Annotated in this window: 14 protein-coding genes; all 14 read right to left on the bottom strand. The window is 38.1% G+C overall.

Annotation, left to right across the window (positions count from 1 at the left end; genetic code table 11):
* Nucleotides 1-5: 5 nt before the first annotated feature.
* The 14 genes from BAOM_RS07815 to hslU all read right to left on the bottom strand — a co-directional run bounded on the left by BAOM_RS07815 (nucleotide 6) and on the right by hslU (nucleotide 15,152).
* On the bottom strand, nucleotides 6-1,322 hold the full coding sequence (locus tag BAOM_RS07815; RefSeq protein WP_127759792.1) for a flagellar hook protein FlgE: 1,317 nt from the start codon (nucleotides 1,320-1,322) through the stop codon (nucleotides 6-8).
* A gap of 150 nt (nucleotides 1,323-1,472) precedes the next feature.
* The gene (flgD, locus tag BAOM_RS07810; protein WP_127759791.1) at nucleotides 1,473-2,108 is read right to left on the bottom strand and encodes a flagellar hook assembly protein FlgD; all 636 of its coding nucleotides are present in this window, start codon (nucleotides 2,106-2,108) and stop codon (nucleotides 1,473-1,475) included.
* 7 nt (nucleotides 2,109-2,115) lie between these two features.
* Nucleotides 2,116-4,959, bottom strand: a complete 2,844-nt coding sequence (locus BAOM_RS07805) for a flagellar hook-length control protein FliK (protein WP_127759790.1) — start codon at nucleotides 4,957-4,959, stop codon at nucleotides 2,116-2,118.
* 21 nt (nucleotides 4,960-4,980) lie between these two features.
* On the bottom strand, nucleotides 4,981-5,592 hold the full coding sequence (locus BAOM_RS07800; protein ID WP_127759789.1) for a MotE family protein: 612 nt from the start codon (nucleotides 5,590-5,592) through the stop codon (nucleotides 4,981-4,983).
* Nucleotides 5,593-5,604: 12 nt separating this feature from the next.
* Nucleotides 5,605-6,045 (bottom strand): flagellar export protein FliJ, encoded by a 441-nt coding sequence (fliJ, locus tag BAOM_RS07795; protein WP_127762487.1) that lies wholly within the window; start codon nucleotides 6,043-6,045, stop codon nucleotides 5,605-5,607.
* Between the two features lie 2 nt (nucleotides 6,046-6,047).
* Complete coding sequence (fliI, locus tag BAOM_RS07790; protein ID WP_127762486.1) at nucleotides 6,048-7,367, bottom strand: flagellar protein export ATPase FliI; 1,320 nt, start codon at nucleotides 7,365-7,367, stop codon at nucleotides 6,048-6,050.
* The gene (fliH, locus tag BAOM_RS07785) at nucleotides 7,367-8,128 is read right to left on the bottom strand and encodes a flagellar assembly protein FliH (RefSeq protein WP_164853158.1); all 762 of its coding nucleotides are present in this window, start codon (nucleotides 8,126-8,128) and stop codon (nucleotides 7,367-7,369) included. Before fliH ends, fliI begins: the two co-directional genes overlap by 1 nt.
* Entirely contained in the window at nucleotides 8,121-9,137 is a 1,017-nt protein-coding gene (gene fliG, locus BAOM_RS07780; protein WP_164853334.1) for a flagellar motor switch protein FliG, read from the bottom strand. Before fliG ends, fliH begins: the two co-directional genes overlap by 8 nt.
* A 15-nt stretch (nucleotides 9,138-9,152) precedes the next feature.
* Nucleotides 9,153-10,751: a flagellar basal-body MS-ring/collar protein FliF gene (gene fliF / locus BAOM_RS07775; RefSeq protein WP_127759786.1), complete on the bottom strand. Its 1,599-nt coding sequence runs from the start codon at nucleotides 10,749-10,751 to the stop codon at nucleotides 9,153-9,155.
* A 96-nt stretch (nucleotides 10,752-10,847) separates the two neighbouring features.
* On the bottom strand, nucleotides 10,848-11,156 hold the full coding sequence (gene fliE, locus BAOM_RS07770; protein ID WP_127759785.1) for a flagellar hook-basal body complex protein FliE: 309 nt from the start codon (nucleotides 11,154-11,156) through the stop codon (nucleotides 10,848-10,850).
* Nucleotides 11,157-11,177: 21 nt separating this feature from the next.
* Nucleotides 11,178-11,636: a flagellar basal body rod protein FlgC gene (gene flgC / locus BAOM_RS07765; protein WP_127759784.1), complete on the bottom strand. Its 459-nt coding sequence runs from the start codon at nucleotides 11,634-11,636 to the stop codon at nucleotides 11,178-11,180.
* Nucleotides 11,636-12,025 (bottom strand): flagellar basal body rod protein FlgB, encoded by a 390-nt coding sequence (gene flgB / locus BAOM_RS07760; protein ID WP_127759783.1) that lies wholly within the window; start codon nucleotides 12,023-12,025, stop codon nucleotides 11,636-11,638. Before flgB ends, flgC begins: the two co-directional genes overlap by 1 nt.
* Before the next feature lie 896 nt (nucleotides 12,026-12,921).
* Nucleotides 12,922-13,701: a GTP-sensing pleiotropic transcriptional regulator CodY gene (gene codY, locus BAOM_RS07755; RefSeq protein WP_127759782.1), complete on the bottom strand. Its 780-nt coding sequence runs from the start codon at nucleotides 13,699-13,701 to the stop codon at nucleotides 12,922-12,924.
* Nucleotides 13,702-13,745: 44 nt separating this feature from the next.
* Nucleotides 13,746-15,152 carry an ATP-dependent protease ATPase subunit HslU gene (gene hslU, locus BAOM_RS07750; RefSeq protein ID WP_127759781.1) on the bottom strand — a complete coding sequence of 469 codons (1,407 nt, stop codon included), beginning with the start codon at nucleotides 15,150-15,152 and terminating at the stop codon, nucleotides 13,746-13,748.
* Nucleotides 15,153-15,155: the final 3 nt, after the last annotated feature.

The raw sequence follows: 15,155 nt of genomic DNA, 5'->3' as shown, positions 1-15,155 counted from the left end.
TTAACCTATCGTTTTAAATTAACAAGCTCTTGTAGGATTTCATCAGATGTTGTGATAACTTTTGTGTTTGATTGGAACGCACGCTGCGTTACGATCATTTCTGTGAATTCTTCTGATAAATCGACGTTCGACATTTCAAGAGAACCAGAACGAATCGTCCCGCGTCCATCTCCAGCAATACTAATATCCGCTGTACCCGAATTAATCGACTCTTGGAACGTATTTCCTGCTGTTTTCAATAACCCAGATGGATTACTGAATTTAGCAATCGCTAGTTGACCTAAAGTTACAACTAAACCATTTGAATACACTCCATTGATTTCCCCAGAAGAACCAAAGTTAAAACTTTCTAGTTTCCCTTGAGTGCTCCCGTTTGGATTGACTAGTGCCGTTGTCACGCCCGCTTTTTGGGTTAAATTAGTAAAGTCTAGATTGATTGCTCGTGATGTTGATATAATTGTTGGCGCTGGTGTTGGTGCCGGTGTGGTCGGATATGTTGTAGTTGTACTTACGACTCCATCAGACCAACGTCTAACAGTTAATGTCCCAGATGCGGCTGTTGAATTGATCGTACCATCTGCTTGAAAAGTAATATCTTTAATCTTGTAATTCGCTGCGCTTGGACCGCCAGTTACAGCATCCGAAGATTTACTAGGATCATTTAAGTAAACCCCCCAAGTATTAGCGGCGGTAGCACTTTTCATAAAGTAAACTGTTAAGTTCTCATATTCTCCTTGGTCATTCGTTACTTTAATTTGTTGCGTAAAAACTGATGCCGCACCCGACGTTGAATCAGCTGATAGATTATCTTTAAACGTGATTTTATCTGTAGCTACAGCCGGCATAAGTGCGTTCACATTCACCGATACATCACCATAATTGTTTGTGACATCTCCATCTGCATCCACTTTAAATGCTTGTACCTTTAATCCATCCGAAGTAACAAGGGTTCCCTTATCATCTAAATAGAAGTTTCCTGCACGTGTGTAGAACTCCGCTTCACCATTTTTGACAAGAAAATAGCCATCTCCTGAAATAGCGAGATCTTGATCACGACTCGTGTTTTGTAAACTTGATTGCGTATGAAGTGTATCAATTGATGCAATTGCAGAGCCTAAACCTATTTGTTTAGCGTTTGTTCCTCCTCTATTTTCTGTCGCTGCGCTAGCTCCTGCAATCGTTTGATTCATTGTATCACTAAACGTAACACGGCTTTTTTTGAACCCATATGTATTGACATTGGCAATATTATTCCCGATTACATCCAGTTTTGTTTGCATATTTTTTAATCCACTAATACCAGAGTACATTGAACGAAGCATCTTTTCATTTCCCCTTTTGATTATTGACTGCTTCTACCGCAATCATGGCTCTCTCTTAAAAGATTCGGCCTATTTATCTAACAAAATCTCACTCGTAATATTGGTAGAGATTATGTAGTGCTTGCTTAAAACCTTGCTTGTCCCACCTCTTTATTTACTCGCAATTTTAATCAATTGATCACTCGTAAGCTTTGTCCCTTTTTCATCATCTATTTCGTAGAGAAGCTTATTATTGCTCATTAAGACAGAACGAATTAACCCTGACAATTCATTTCCACCTTCATCCTGCCAGGTTACTTGTTTTCCAATTAATTCACTGCCTGTCACAAGGCTATTAGAAGGCATGCTATGTACTTCTGAAATATTCCCTGGCTCTAATTTCGTGCCATCTTCAAGCAAAAAGTATACGTTGTCTCCTTTATACTGCACAGATTGGATTACACCTGTTCCTTCCTTAATTATTGCTTCTTCACTATCTCCACTTTCTTCAACCGAGTGCCATTTGATTTCCTTACCAACAAATGTACTATAATTAAGCAAATCATTTTGTTTATTATTTTGAATGAGTGTATCAATTTTGGAACCGATATTAATCATTTGCTCCATAGTCGAGAAGGTGGCCATTTGTGCAATAAATTCACCGTTATCCATCGGACTGCTTGGATCTTGATTTTGCAGTTGAGTAATAAATAGCTTTAGGAAATCGTCTTTTCCTAAGGCATCTCCTACTTTTCTTTCTTGCACATTATTAGACAGTAAAAGCGATGTATCAATTGTCGTCATCATTCTTCACCTATACTTCTATATTTAATAAAGCTTCTGCAAAACTCTCAGTAAAATCCGTTTCTGAATCAGCTTCGCTTTCATTTTGCTGTGCTTGTTGCTGTCGTTGTTCATTCGCATCGTTATCACGCTGTGCGAAGCGCTCAGAGTTAAACGTGCTAATTTGCTGAGAAATTTCAATTTTCTCCACTTGAATGTTTTGGTTAGTAAAGGCTTGCTTTAAACTTTGCAACTGATGTTCAAGCAGTTCTTTTGCTTGTGCAGTCGTTGCTAAAATTTTGGCTACCATCGCACCTTCTTTTTGAATCAACTCAATTCGAAGTGAACCTAAATGCTCTGGGTTTAAGCGAATGAGCAATTTTTGGACGCCATTTGCTTTTGAGAAATTCGCTTTACTTAAAATAGTTTCAAACGATTTAACAAATTGCTTAGCATCGACAGTCTGATCATTTTTACCCGTATTTAACACAAATTGTTCAAGCTTCGTCATTTGAAATGGTAACGAAGAGCTTTGTATGTTTAGCTCTGCTGTTTTTAACGTTACATCGCTAGTCGTTTCTTCAGAGCTATCACTATTAGAAATCACGAATCGGGCATAGGCCTGTTTTACAACCTCTAAAGACTTATTTCTATCATTTTCTAATAAAGCAGCAACTAAGGTTTCTGTCACTACTTTTAGTGCATCCTTATTATTCAATCCTTTTTGCGGTTTTCCAACAATGAACTCTAGCAGGTTTTTGATTTCTTTTTGCAGTATAGCTTCATCTTCTGTTTCACCTTGCCGCGCGGTTAGTAACTCTTGCAGTTTAGCCAGTTGCAGCTCATTCGCTGTACTCGTTAAATCCCGCTTCGACCACTCTTTCACATCGAAAGCTTCCAATTGTTTTAATGCCGTATATAGCTCAGGTGATAGATTGTTAAGTACCTCTTTCACAGCTTCAAGCTCTGCTTCGTTACTCAGAATTTCTTTCGACAAGTCCACAGCACTATTCAAAAGCGTTTGATTCCTTTCCTGAGGTGCCATTTGACCATTAAACACTTCTTGTGAATGGTTATACGATTCAGTAGAAATACGTGTAAACAACGGTCTATCGTTTTCTAATAAGGGCGCAAAGGAGGTTTCTGTCGCCGCTTTTCGTGAATCTGTATTTACTCCTTTTTGCAGCTTTTCGGCAATCGATTCTAGCAAATTATTGATTTCTTTTTGCAACATAGCTTCATTTTCATCTTCTGTTACACCTTGCTGCGCGGTTAGTAACTCTTGCAGTTTGACCAGCTGCAACTCATTCGCCGTATCCGTTAAATCTAACCCCAACTGCTTTTTCACATCAAAAGCTTCCAATTGTTTTAATGTCATATATAGCTTAGGCGATATGTTATCCAGTACCTCTTTCACCACTTCAATCTTTGCTTCGCTGCTCTGAACTTCTTTTGAAAAGTCAACAGTACTGTGCGGAAACGTTTGAGTCCTTTCCTGAACTACCACTTGACCATTAAACGCTTCTTGTGAATGGTTAGAAATACTTCTAAATAACGGTCCGCCGTTTTTTTCTAATAAGGATGCAGAAGAGGTTTCCACCGCTGCCTTTCGTGAATCTGTATTTACCCCTTTTTGCAGCTTTTCGGCAATCGATTCTAACAGATTGTTGATTTCTTTTTGCAGCATAGCTTCATCTTCTGTTTCACCTTGCTGTACAGGGAGTACCTCTTGAATTTTAGCAAGCTTTAACACATTCGCTGTATCTGTTAAATCAAGCTTTGCCCACTCTTTCACATCTAAGGCTTCCAATTGTTTTAATGCCGTATATAGCTCGGGTGATAGATTGCGAAGTATCTCTGTAATCGCTTTAAGCTCTATTTGGCTGCTCGGAATTTCTTTCGAAAAGTCCACAGCACTATTCAGAAACATTGGAGTACTTTCCCGAGGCGCCACTTGACTATTATTCAATACTTCTTGTGAACTCTTAGACCATTCAGTGGAAATACTGGTGAATAACGGTCTATCGTTTGCAAGGGAGGTTTCTGCCACTGCTCTTCGTGACTCCTTATTTAACCCTTTTCGCAGTTTTTCAGCAATAGATTCTAGCAGACTTTTGATTTCTTTATGCACCACAACTTGATCTTCTGTTACATCTTGCTTTCCGGTTAGTAATTCTTGAAGTTTGGTTATGTGTAATACATTCACTGTCCCTGTTAAATCAAGCTTCGACCACTCTTTCATATCCAAAGCTTCCAATTGTTTTAATGCCGTATATAGCTCAGGTGAAATGACATTCAATACCTCTACAAAGTCTTCTAGCTCTAATTCACTACTCTCGACTTCTTTCAAACGTTCAATCGAATTGTTTGAAAACAGTTGATGGATACCTTGATTTTCTACTGAATCACTTTGTCTTTCTAGTGATTGTAATTCCTTAGAAATGCCGGTGAATAGTAATCTGTCGTTTTCCTCTTCGCTTGGCGGCATACTAACCTGTACAATACTCGCAAAAAATTCTGCTACCGCCATTTCATCTTCACCATTCAACTTTAACAACAATTGCAATAACGCATCCTGTTCAGTGAAACTTTCATTCAATAACAGTTCTTCTGCTACTATACTGCCGCCCTCTACTTCCGCTAAACTACCAATCTCTAAAAACTGAACTACATCTTCGATAACAGATATTTGAGCCTCCGAAAATACTTGTTGTTGTTTAAGCTGAGGTTCCTTCACTACCCCTTCCATTAACATTGCACTATCTAAAACAGCACCAAACTTTCCTGCTTCACTAGATGTAGACGCTTGAGAAGCTACTAGCGTTGAAGTTGAAGGACTGACAATTGGCAGCATCGCGAACATAGCTGGGTTCATTTCCTGTTTCACCTCCTTTGATTAAGACTGTGATTGTAATTTTTTTGTTAGGCGGGCAGCATCTTTAGGAGCCATTTGTTCTAGTACTTTAGCTAACGTAACTGGTTTCAAATTAGCTAGAATTCCAACCGCATCATCATCACTCATTTGTGTAATAATCGGTGCTGCCTTTTTAGCTGACATCATTTCATACGTTTTTACAATTTCTTTAATCTCTACATTACTCGTCATTTGAGCTTGCTTTAATTCATTAATTTCTTTTTGAAGTTGTTCTTGTTCAGCTTCCGCCTTTTGAAGATTTTTATCCCGACTATCAATGATGCTCTCTAGAGACTGAATTTCTGCCTCTTTGTCTTTAATCTCTGCTTCAAGGTCAACAATTTTTTGATTATAGTCTGTAGTTGTTTCTTCTTTTTGTTTTTCATCAGTTTGAAAAACTTGCATGGAAATCTTATCTGAAATCTCCTTCGTTTTTTCAAACACATTTACACCATAGTAAGTCATGACGATGATTGTAACCAAAATGGCAAAGATGACAGGAATGACGATAGCAAATAAAAACCATTGAATTTTCCCCGATTTCTGTTCTTCTATTGCAACGTCTTCATTGTTTTGTTTAGCTTTTCGAGCCATTTTAGTCCCCCCCTATCCCTTGCTTAAAAACTGCTGGATAGAAATCTCATCCATCTGTTTATTTTCAGCTTCCTTTACAACTTCTAGGAATTTTTGAAAATCTTTTTCTTTTATTTTTTCATATTTTTTCACTTCGATGTTTTTTTCCTTCAATCTTTCTTGTTGAAGATTCATCCTATAGCGTGCTTCAATAACATCTTTTTGACATTGCTCAATCAACTTCTCTAAATTCCCCATAAAAAGCTGGTTGTGACGAATTTCTTGGACAGAAAGACCTGAAGTCAACTTTACTTGCTGATAATCAAGCAGTTCTTCTTTTTTCTTCAACAATTTATAAAGCTTCTCAGCCACCTGTTCAAAGTTTTTCAGTGCTTCATTATATGCCGCACGCGCATCGCTTTTTTCCTTTTCTTTGATGGTTAATATCTTTTCAAATTTATATTGGTAGATCATTTTCATTCACCTTTTCCCATCAACTGTATAAGGTTGCCAATACTTTCTTCCTTTGTCGCTTTTTCATGCGTCCCTTGCTTTAAAAAAGATAAAATAGCAGGATAGCGTTTAATCGAATCATCAATTGTCTTCGAAGAACCTCGTTTATAGGCTCCAATATTAATTAAATCTTCTGATTCTAAATACGTTGCTAAAGTCGCTCGTAATTGCTCAGCTGCCTTCTTATGTTCGATACCAACGATATTATTCATAACGCGACTCACACTCTTCAATACGTTAAGCGCTGGAAACTGACCTTTGTTTGCTAGCTGTCTGTCCAATACAAAGTGCCCATCAAGTATCCCGCGCACGGCATCCGCAATCGGCTCATTCATGTCATCCCCATCAACAAGCACCGTATAAAAAGCAGTAATCGTTCCAAGTTGATTCGTACCCGTTCTCTCTAAAAGACGCGGCAGTATCGCAAAGACAGATGGCGTATATCCCTTTGTTGTCGGCGGTTCGCCCACGGCTAAGCCAATCTCACGCTGAGCCATTGCCACCCGAGTAACAGAGTCCATCATTAACATGACATCCAAGCCTTTATCGCGGAAATACTCCGCAATCGCTGTTGCAGCAAGTGCCCCCTTAATACGCATTAATGCGGGTTGATCACTTGTTGCTACAACAATGATAGACCGCGCTAAGCCTTCTGGGCCTAAGTCTTTTTCGATAAACTCACGCACCTCTCGACCACGCTCTCCAATTAACGCAATGACATTTAAATCAGCGGTGGTGTTTCTCGCTACCATCCCAAGAAGCGTACTTTTCCCAACACCGCTCCCTGCAAAGATTCCTACACGCTGCCCTTTCCCAACGGTTAGCAGACTATCAATCATACGAACCCCTACATCGATTGGCTCAGAGATAGGTGGACGCTTCATCGGGTTCGGTGGATCTTGATCAATCGCTATAGAAGCCAATCCTTTCGAAAGAATGGAGCTATCAATTGGCTGTCCAAGCGGATCCACAACTTTCCCGATTAGACCGCTGCCCACTTTAATTTCTAATGTACGGCCACATCCTTCTACAATTGCTCCTGGAGAAATATCATTGACGGCTGTAAACGGCATAAGAATGACCATTTCATCACGGAAACCGACAACTTCTGCTAAAATTCTTTTTTTATGTTGACGAACATCGGTATGAATGTAGCAAATATCCCCAATCGAACTTTCAGGACCTTGAGATTCAATCATTAACCCTACAACCCGTTTTACACGGCCATAGTGCTTAAAAGTATCAAGTTCATCAATTATCGGTATCAGGTCAATCGCTTTCATCATGATTCACCTGCTAATAATTCCATCAGTTTATCTTTCATTTCTCGAAGTTGACTATCGACACTTGCATCGATTCTTCCACTTTCAGATTCAATGATACAGCTGCTTTCTGCCAATTCATCATTCGGATAGACGTATAAATCTGTATTCTTCGGAAAGATTGCTTCAAGCTCCTCTTTATGAGAAAGAATGAACGGATACTGACTCGGATGTATATGAAGTTGTACTTCGCGATTCTCCCTCGCCTCTTTAATTGCCCGTTTCACCATCGAGAAAAAAGCCTCTTCATTCTCCTTTAATTCATATCCAATAATTTTACCGGCCACTTTCATCGCAAGTTCTAAAATAACAGGCTCGGCTGCTTCAATTTGTTTGCTGTATTCTTGTTTAGACAGCTCCACAATTCCCTTGGCATAAGCGATTGCTTCAGCCGTCTCCCTATATCCTTTTTGCACCCCGTCCTCTATTCCTTGCTGATAGCCCTCTTTTTGAGCTTGCTCCATGTACATCGGTCTTTCTTCTTGTTCCCAATAAACCCTTGCCTGCTCTATCTCGTTTTTAATCGTTGCTGCTTGTTCGTTTGCTTGTTGAACTAACCATTCAGCCTGTCGCTCAGCTTGTTCTAACAATTCATGCAGCGTTGTCTCATCGATTACCGCCGCCTGTTCTTCATGTTCTGAATGAATGACGGGAAACGGGCGGATTTTAATCGGTTTTCCAACTTGTTCTTTCGCTTGAGATGATTTAATAATCCTAGACAATAATATCATCCCCTCCGCCGCGAGCGATGACGACCTCACCTGCTTCTTCCAGGCGGCGGATAACAGCAACAATACGGGATTGTGCTTCTTCGACATCACGTAATCTTACAGGTCCCATATACTCCATTTCTTCCTGGAACGTTTCCACCATTCGTTTAGACATATTACGGAATACAATTTCTTTTACTTCTTCACTCGCCACTTTAAGAGCAAGCTTTAAATCTTCATTATCTGATTCACGAATAACACGTTGAATCGCTCTTCCATCCAACGTAACAATATCTTCGAAAACAAACATGCGTTTTTTAATTTCCTCAGCCAATTCAGGATCTTGAATTTCAAGTGCATCGAGAATCGTTCGTTCCGTAGAGCGGTCCACACCGTTTAAGACATCTACAACCGCTTCAACACCACCTGTTTGCGTATAATCTTGCGTCACAGTAGCTGATAGTTTTCTCTCCAGAATTTGCTCTACTTCATTAATAACCTCTGGTGATGTACTATCCATTAAAGCGATTCGTCTAGCAACATCTGCTTGCATCTCTTGTGGCAGCTCCGATAAGATTTGCCCCGCTTGTGTCGCTTCCAAATACGATAAAATCAAAGCAATTGTTTGTGGATGCTCGTTTTGAATAAAGTTTAAAATTTGCCCAGGTTCAGCTTTTCGAGCAAAATCAAACGGACGTACCTGCAGTGAAGAAGTAAGACGATTAATAATTGCTGCTGCTTGATCTTCCCCTAACGCTTTCTCAAGCACTTGTTTCGCATAACCAATTCCACCTTGAGAAATATAATCTTGCGCCAGCGCAATATTATGAAACTCTTCTAATACTTCTTCTTTTTCCTTTGAATCTACTTTTCTTACACTAGAGATTTCAAGAGTCAGCCTTTCAATTTCCTCTTCAGAAAGATGTTTATAGACCGATGCAGAAACATCCGGACCTAAGGAAATCAGGAGGATGGCTGCTTTTTGTCTCCCCGTTAATTCACCTTTTTTCTTTTTCCCTATCACCTGCATCGCCTCCTAGTCTTCCTCTATCCAGCTTCTTAATAATTTTGCAAAATCCTCTGGTTTTTCTTTTGCCATTTTCTCCAGCTGCTTGCGTTTGATAGAAGCTTCGGAATCTTGTTCTTCAGGTAAATCTGGTATTTCATAAACTGCTTCTTCCAACAATTCTTCTTCTTCCTCTGCTGCCTGTTGTTTTCTTGAACGAATATATAAAACAAGCAGAACGATAATAGCAAGCAATAACACTGTTCCAACAATATAAGCCCATAATGGTAACGCTGAACTTTCTTGAGTATTCGTTACGCCCACTTTTCCATTAAACGGTTGAACAGAAATGGCAATTTTCTCTTCAATTTCTGCATCTGTTAACGCTTCTCCATTCTCATCTTTAGCTACCGTTGTACGAATAATCGTTCCAAGAATTTTTGTAATATCATCGATGCTATCTTGTGAAAGAGAGGTTGGATCATCGGGTGTAGGCGGCTCTACCATCACTTGAATGCCTAGGTCCTGTACTTTATACGGGCTTTCTACTATTTCCTTTTTAATCCGGTTCACTTCATTATTAATCGTTTCCTCTACTTTCTCATAATCTCCATTCCCGCTTGTTCCACCTTGCACATAAGCGCCTAATGAATCCGCTGTATCTTCACCTTGAGGAATTCCACCTGTTGCTGAAGCTGCATCACCCGTATAGGTTTCATTGATTCTCTGGGCAGAGATTGCAATCCCTTCCATATTTTCCTCATCAACAGGAGCAACTAAGTTTTCTTCACGATTTTCTTGAGTAAAATCAATATCCGTGGAAACTGATACGACTACTTTATCTCTTCCCATTAATGTTCCAAGCATATTTTGCACTTGTCTTTGTACATCTCGTTCAATTTCTTTTTTGATTTCTTGTTGTGAAGCAAATTTAGTTCCTACAGAATTATTTTCATCTTCCAGGTCAAAATACTCAAAGTTTTGGTTCATAATGACGATATTATTAGTAGGAAGGTTTGGAACACTTTTTGACACTAAATGGTAGAGAGCATTAATTTGATTTTCTTCAAATTTATACCCTGGTTTTGTTGTTAACACAACAGATGCAGATGCCTCTTCATTCGTATCACTAACAAAAACGCCTTGTTCGGGCAACGTAATCATTACGCTAGCATCTTGAACACCATCGATTTTCTTAATAAGACCAGCAATTTCTGATTGCATCGCATCTAGCTTTACAACATTAAACTCATTTTCTGTCATTCCAATCCCAGCATTTTCACCAAAAAAAGAATAATCAATATTCCCTGAACTTGGAATGCCTTCAGCAGCTAATTCTACTTTTAAGGTATCTACACTTTCTTCTGGAACACTAATCGTTGTTCCATCGTTCGAAATTGCATTTTCAATACCTTTGCTATCTAAGTTCTCTTTAATTGAACCCGTCTCTGAAGGAGTCAAATTAGAATATAAAGGAACAAGAGTAGTGCGTGTAGCTAAAATCGAAGCAACGACGATGAGGATAACTAGCAAAACTGCTGCACTAATACCAATAATTTTTTGTTTTTTTGTGCGAGTACTCCAGTATCCCGTTATTTTCTCTTTTATTCTCACTAATGAATCATTCATTTTAATCCCCCGGTTAGTCTAATAAATTTATGAAAGGAGGTTTACATTTTCATTCCTCCTAGCACTATATTTTAAAATGAGGTTTTAAAATGAACGTTAAATATTCATTCTCATAATTTCCTGATATGCTTCAACGACTTTATTACGAATCTCTAATGTTGCTGATAATGAAATGCTTGCTTTTTGTGATGCAATCATTACGCTATGTAAGTCTACGTTTTCTCCATTCGCCATTTTATTCGTTAACGAATCAGAATAAAGTTGTGCTTCATTCACTTGATTGATTGATTCCTTCAACGCTGCTCCAAAAGATTGCTGTGCTTCAAATGGTGTTGTTTTCTTTGTATTAGTCATTTCTTGCAAATTGGCCACGTTATTGGCAGCAGAAAGAGTAAGTCCTGCCATTGTCTCATCCCCCTATTCTATTTATTTCCCTATTTCTAGTGCTTTCATCATCATCCCTTTTGAGGCGTTCAACACTGTTACATTCGCCTCATACGAGCGTGTAGCACTCATTAAATCTACCATTTCCCTAAGAGGGTCTACGTTTGGCATTTCAACATATCCTTCTGCATTTGCATCCGGGTGCTCTGGGTTATATACAAGTTTAAAAGGCGTTGTCTCATCCTCAACAATTTTAGTTACCTGTACACCAGCCCCCACACCTTTCGATTGTCCCATAGCTGTATGTAAAAAGTTTGAGAAGCTTTCATTCTCTTTACTTTGAAGAACTACCGCTTTTCTACTATATGGTTGCCATTCACCATCAACATACTGCGATCTAGTCGTTTCAGCATTCGCCATATTAGAAGAAATGACATCCATTCTCAAGCGCTGACTAGTAAGAGCAGAGGCTGTTGTGTTTATGCTGTGAAACATACTCATTATTTACCACCTCTGATTACATTTTGTAATGAACTAAATTTCCCGCTTAGTCGGTCTGTTACTGCATTATAATAAATTTGATTTGTCGCTAAGGCAGTCATTTCTTTATCAATATCAACACTGTTACCATTATTGTTATACGTTACATTTTGCTGTGTCACAATCGCTGATCCATTGTTTTTTGTACTAAACTCAAAATGCCTTTGATCCGTACGGTAGTTGTCCATAGAGGCCTGCAACGCTTCTTTAAAAGAACTGGTCGTCACATTCTTCGCCTTATAGTTAGGTGTATCTACATTAGCAATGTTTTGCGAAATAACTTTCTGCTTCATACTTGAATAATCTAAAGAATTCTCAAGATCCCTAAAGGTATTTGAAAATAATTCCATACTATTCCTCACCTCTTTCTTATGGCAATTGTATTTTATTTTTGTACTATATCGACCATCTTCTCAGTAATCATTGTAAGACTAATCCGTAAATAAATCATCGAATTTTCACAAAACTAAAGTACTATTTTGTCGATATTTTTTAACTAAAATACCAAAAAAATTATTTTTTATTACATATTTCGACAAATAATCCAGTTATTCCGAAAACACATCTCTAATAATAGAAGAAAATCACTCTACGCGCCTGTTACTTTAGAACTATTTTTTTCGTATAAGAATAATTATTTGTTCCCTTTCAACTCATTTCAAAATAACCTCTTTTTAAAAAAATAGTTAAAAATCTATAACTATTAACAATTATACCGTATATTGGAGTCAGAAATTATTAAGATTTTTCATACTTTTTAAACATTGATACCTATACCCACTAGAAATATTCACCTATTTTTGATAAAAATCGACAAATATATACATTTACCATGACCATCGACCGTCTGCTTCAATCTTACATATCCCGCGCACTATATAAAGCATTTCTACTATTGTAGTAGTTATAACAATATAATTAAAATGATAAAAATCACACTTATGTGACTTTCTTCTCTATTTTCCCAAAAAACTTCACACTAATGTAACAAAAAATGTTCTCCATTATAACTTTTCACCCAACACTTAACGAAAAATCAAGACTCCGGCCTCAAACTTATGAGGAAATAAGGAATATAGACAAGGGATAGATACTCTACTGCAGCTATAATCTTCTAGCCTCTCGGGGTCATATAAGCTGTCAAAGCTAGACCGCCGCTTTCGTAGGAAATATAACATCAAAAAGAGCCTTGTAATATCCTTTTACTTAGGACATTACAAGACCCTATTCTCTTGCTGTTCTTCTATTAACTATTTTTTAATTTCTCTAATTCAAGTAAAAATTTATCATTCAATACTTTAATATATGTCCCCTTCATACCTAAAGAGCGAGATTCAATAACCCCAGCGCTTTCTAACTTACGAAGAGCATTTACAATAACGGAACGTGTAATGCCGACACGGTCAGCAATTTTAGATGCTACTAACAGCCCTTCATTCCCTTTTAATTCTTCAAAAATATGCTCAATTGCTTCTAATTCACTATAGGATAATGAAGAGATTGCCATTTGTACAACAGCTTTACTGCGAGCCTCTTCTTCAATTTCTTCTGCTTTTTCACGCAAGATTTCCATTCCTACTACCGTTGCACCATATTCCGCTAAAATTAAATCATCATCTTCAAATTTTTCTTCTAAACGAGCCAGAACTAATGTACCTAAACGCTCACCACCACCGATAATTGGTACAATCGTTGTTAATCCATTAGCGAAGAGATCTTTATTTTCAATCGGGAAAACTGTATACTCACTATCCATAGTCAAATTAGGAGAAGTTTCTTGTATATTAAATAAATTCTTCGTATATTGTTCAGGGAATTGTCTCTCTTCATACATTTTTATTAAGCGTTCATTTTCAATTTTTTGACTAATAGAAATACCTAATAATTTTCCTCGACGACTTACAACGAATACATTCGCGTCAATCACTTCACTTAAACTGTCGGCCATTTCTTTAAAATTCACAGGTTTACCGGCTGCTTTTTGGAGCATTGCATTAATTTTTCTTGTTTTACTTAATAAGTTCATCTTTATTGTTCCTCCCAATAGTGCCTATCCATCTCAATCATTAATTATAAAATAAATTGACTTAAGTCTTTATTACGCGCAATAGAGCCTAACTTCTCTTCTACATATTGCGGTGTTATTGTAATCTTCTCAAGGGTAATCTCCGGTGCTTCAAACGACAAATCTTCTAATAAACGTTCCATGATTGTATGAAGACGTCTTGCCCCGATATTATCCGTATTTTGGTTGACTTCAAACGCTACTTCCGCAATCTTACCAATAGCATCGTCAGAAAATTCAATTTGTATACCTTCTGTTTCCAATAATGCTATATACTGTTTTAATAAAGCATTATCTGGCTCATGTAAAATCCGTACAAAATCATCAACCGTTAGTTTCTGTAACTCAACACGAATTGGAAATCTTCCTTGTAATTCCGGAATTAAATCAGAAGGTTTAGCCATATGAAACGCCCCAGCTGCAATAAATAACACATGATCTGTCTTAACAGATCCATATTTTGTTACAACGGTTGATCCTTCTACAATCGGTAAAATATCCCGTTGAACCCCTTCACGAGAAACATCAGCTGAAGACGAACCGGACTGTTTGCTTGCAATTTTATCAATTTCATCAATAAAAATAATTCCGGTTTGCTCCGCGCGCCTCACAGCATCTTGTGTCACTTCGTCCATATCGATAAGCTTCGCCGCTTCTTCATTCACTAAAACACCGCGCGCCTCACTTACCTTCAGCTTACGCTTTTTCTTCTTCTTCGGCATTAGTCCGCCTAGAACATCTTGCATATTCATACCCATCTGTTCCATGCCCGAACCTTGTAATAAATCAAACATCGATGCTTGTTGTTCTTCAACCTCTACCGTAATAATTTCGTTTTCTAGTTCACCTTTGGCTAAGCGGTCCGCAATCAGTTTGCGCTTTTGCTGCAAGCTTACATCCTCAGAATATGATTCAACCGTTTCTTCTTGCACTTGGCTTCCACCAAACAATGCTTCTAATGGATTTTTAAAATTGTTTTGCTTTTTTGTTGATGGAACAAGCAATTCAATTAAACGGCGATTGGCTTGTTCTTCTGCTCGTTCTTTAACGCTCACCATCTTTTCTTCTTTCACAAGACGGACTGATGTCTCCACTAAATCTCGAACCATTGACTCCACATCGCGGCCGACATAACCGACTTCTGTAAATTTCGTAGCCTCAATTTTAATAAAAGGAGCTCCAACAAGCTTCGCCATTCGGCGAGCAATTTCTGTTTTTCCAACACCAGTCGGTCCAATCATTAAAATATTTTTCGGAACGACTTCATCACGTAACTGATCGGATAAAAGACTTCTACGATAACGATTGCGAAGGGCAACAGCTACAGCACGCTTTGCCTCTTTTTGACCTACAATATATTGATCCAATTTCTCAACAATTTGTCTCGGTGTTAAAGCAGCTTTCTTTGCCATTTT

Source organism: Peribacillus asahii, assembly GCF_004006295.1.
Taxonomy (GTDB): Bacteria; Bacillota; Bacilli; order Bacillales; family DSM-1321; genus Peribacillus; species Peribacillus asahii_A.
The sequence above is the reverse complement of the archived record's forward strand: the minus strand, read 5'-3'. Positions and strand labels throughout refer to the sequence as shown.

Coding starts and splice junctions, on each gene's coding strand:
- BAOM_RS07815 (WP_127759792.1), bottom strand. CDS start 1,322: ATGCTTCGTTCAATGTACTCTGGTATTAGTGGATTAAAAAATATGCAA.
- flgD (WP_127759791.1), bottom strand. CDS start 2,108: ATGATGACGACAATTGATACATCGCTTTTACTGTCTAATAATGTGCAA.
- BAOM_RS07805 (WP_127759790.1), bottom strand. CDS start 4,959: ATGAACCCAGCTATGTTCGCGATGCTGCCAATTGTCAGTCCTTCAACT.
- BAOM_RS07800 (WP_127759789.1), bottom strand. CDS start 5,592: ATGGCTCGAAAAGCTAAACAAAACAATGAAGACGTTGCAATAGAAGAA.
- fliJ (WP_127762487.1), bottom strand. CDS start 6,045: ATGATCTACCAATATAAATTTGAAAAGATATTAACCATCAAAGAAAAG.
- fliI (WP_127762486.1), bottom strand. CDS start 7,367: ATGAAAGCGATTGACCTGATACCGATAATTGATGAACTTGATACTTTT.
- fliF (WP_127759786.1), bottom strand. CDS start 10,751: ATGAATGATTCATTAGTGAGAATAAAAGAGAAAATAACGGGATACTGG.
- fliE (WP_127759785.1), bottom strand. CDS start 11,156: ATGGCAGGACTTACTCTTTCTGCTGCCAATAACGTGGCCAATTTGCAA.
- flgC (WP_127759784.1), bottom strand. CDS start 11,636: ATGAGTATGTTTCACAGCATAAACACAACAGCCTCTGCTCTTACTAGT.
- flgB (WP_127759783.1), bottom strand. CDS start 12,025: ATGGAATTATTTTCAAATACCTTTAGGGATCTTGAGAATTCTTTAGAT.
- codY (WP_127759782.1), bottom strand. CDS start 13,701: ATGAACTTATTAAGTAAAACAAGAAAAATTAATGCAATGCTCCAAAAA.
- hslU (WP_127759781.1), bottom strand. CDS start 15,152: ATGGCAAAGAAAGCTGCTTTAACACCGAGACAAATTGTTGAGAAATTG.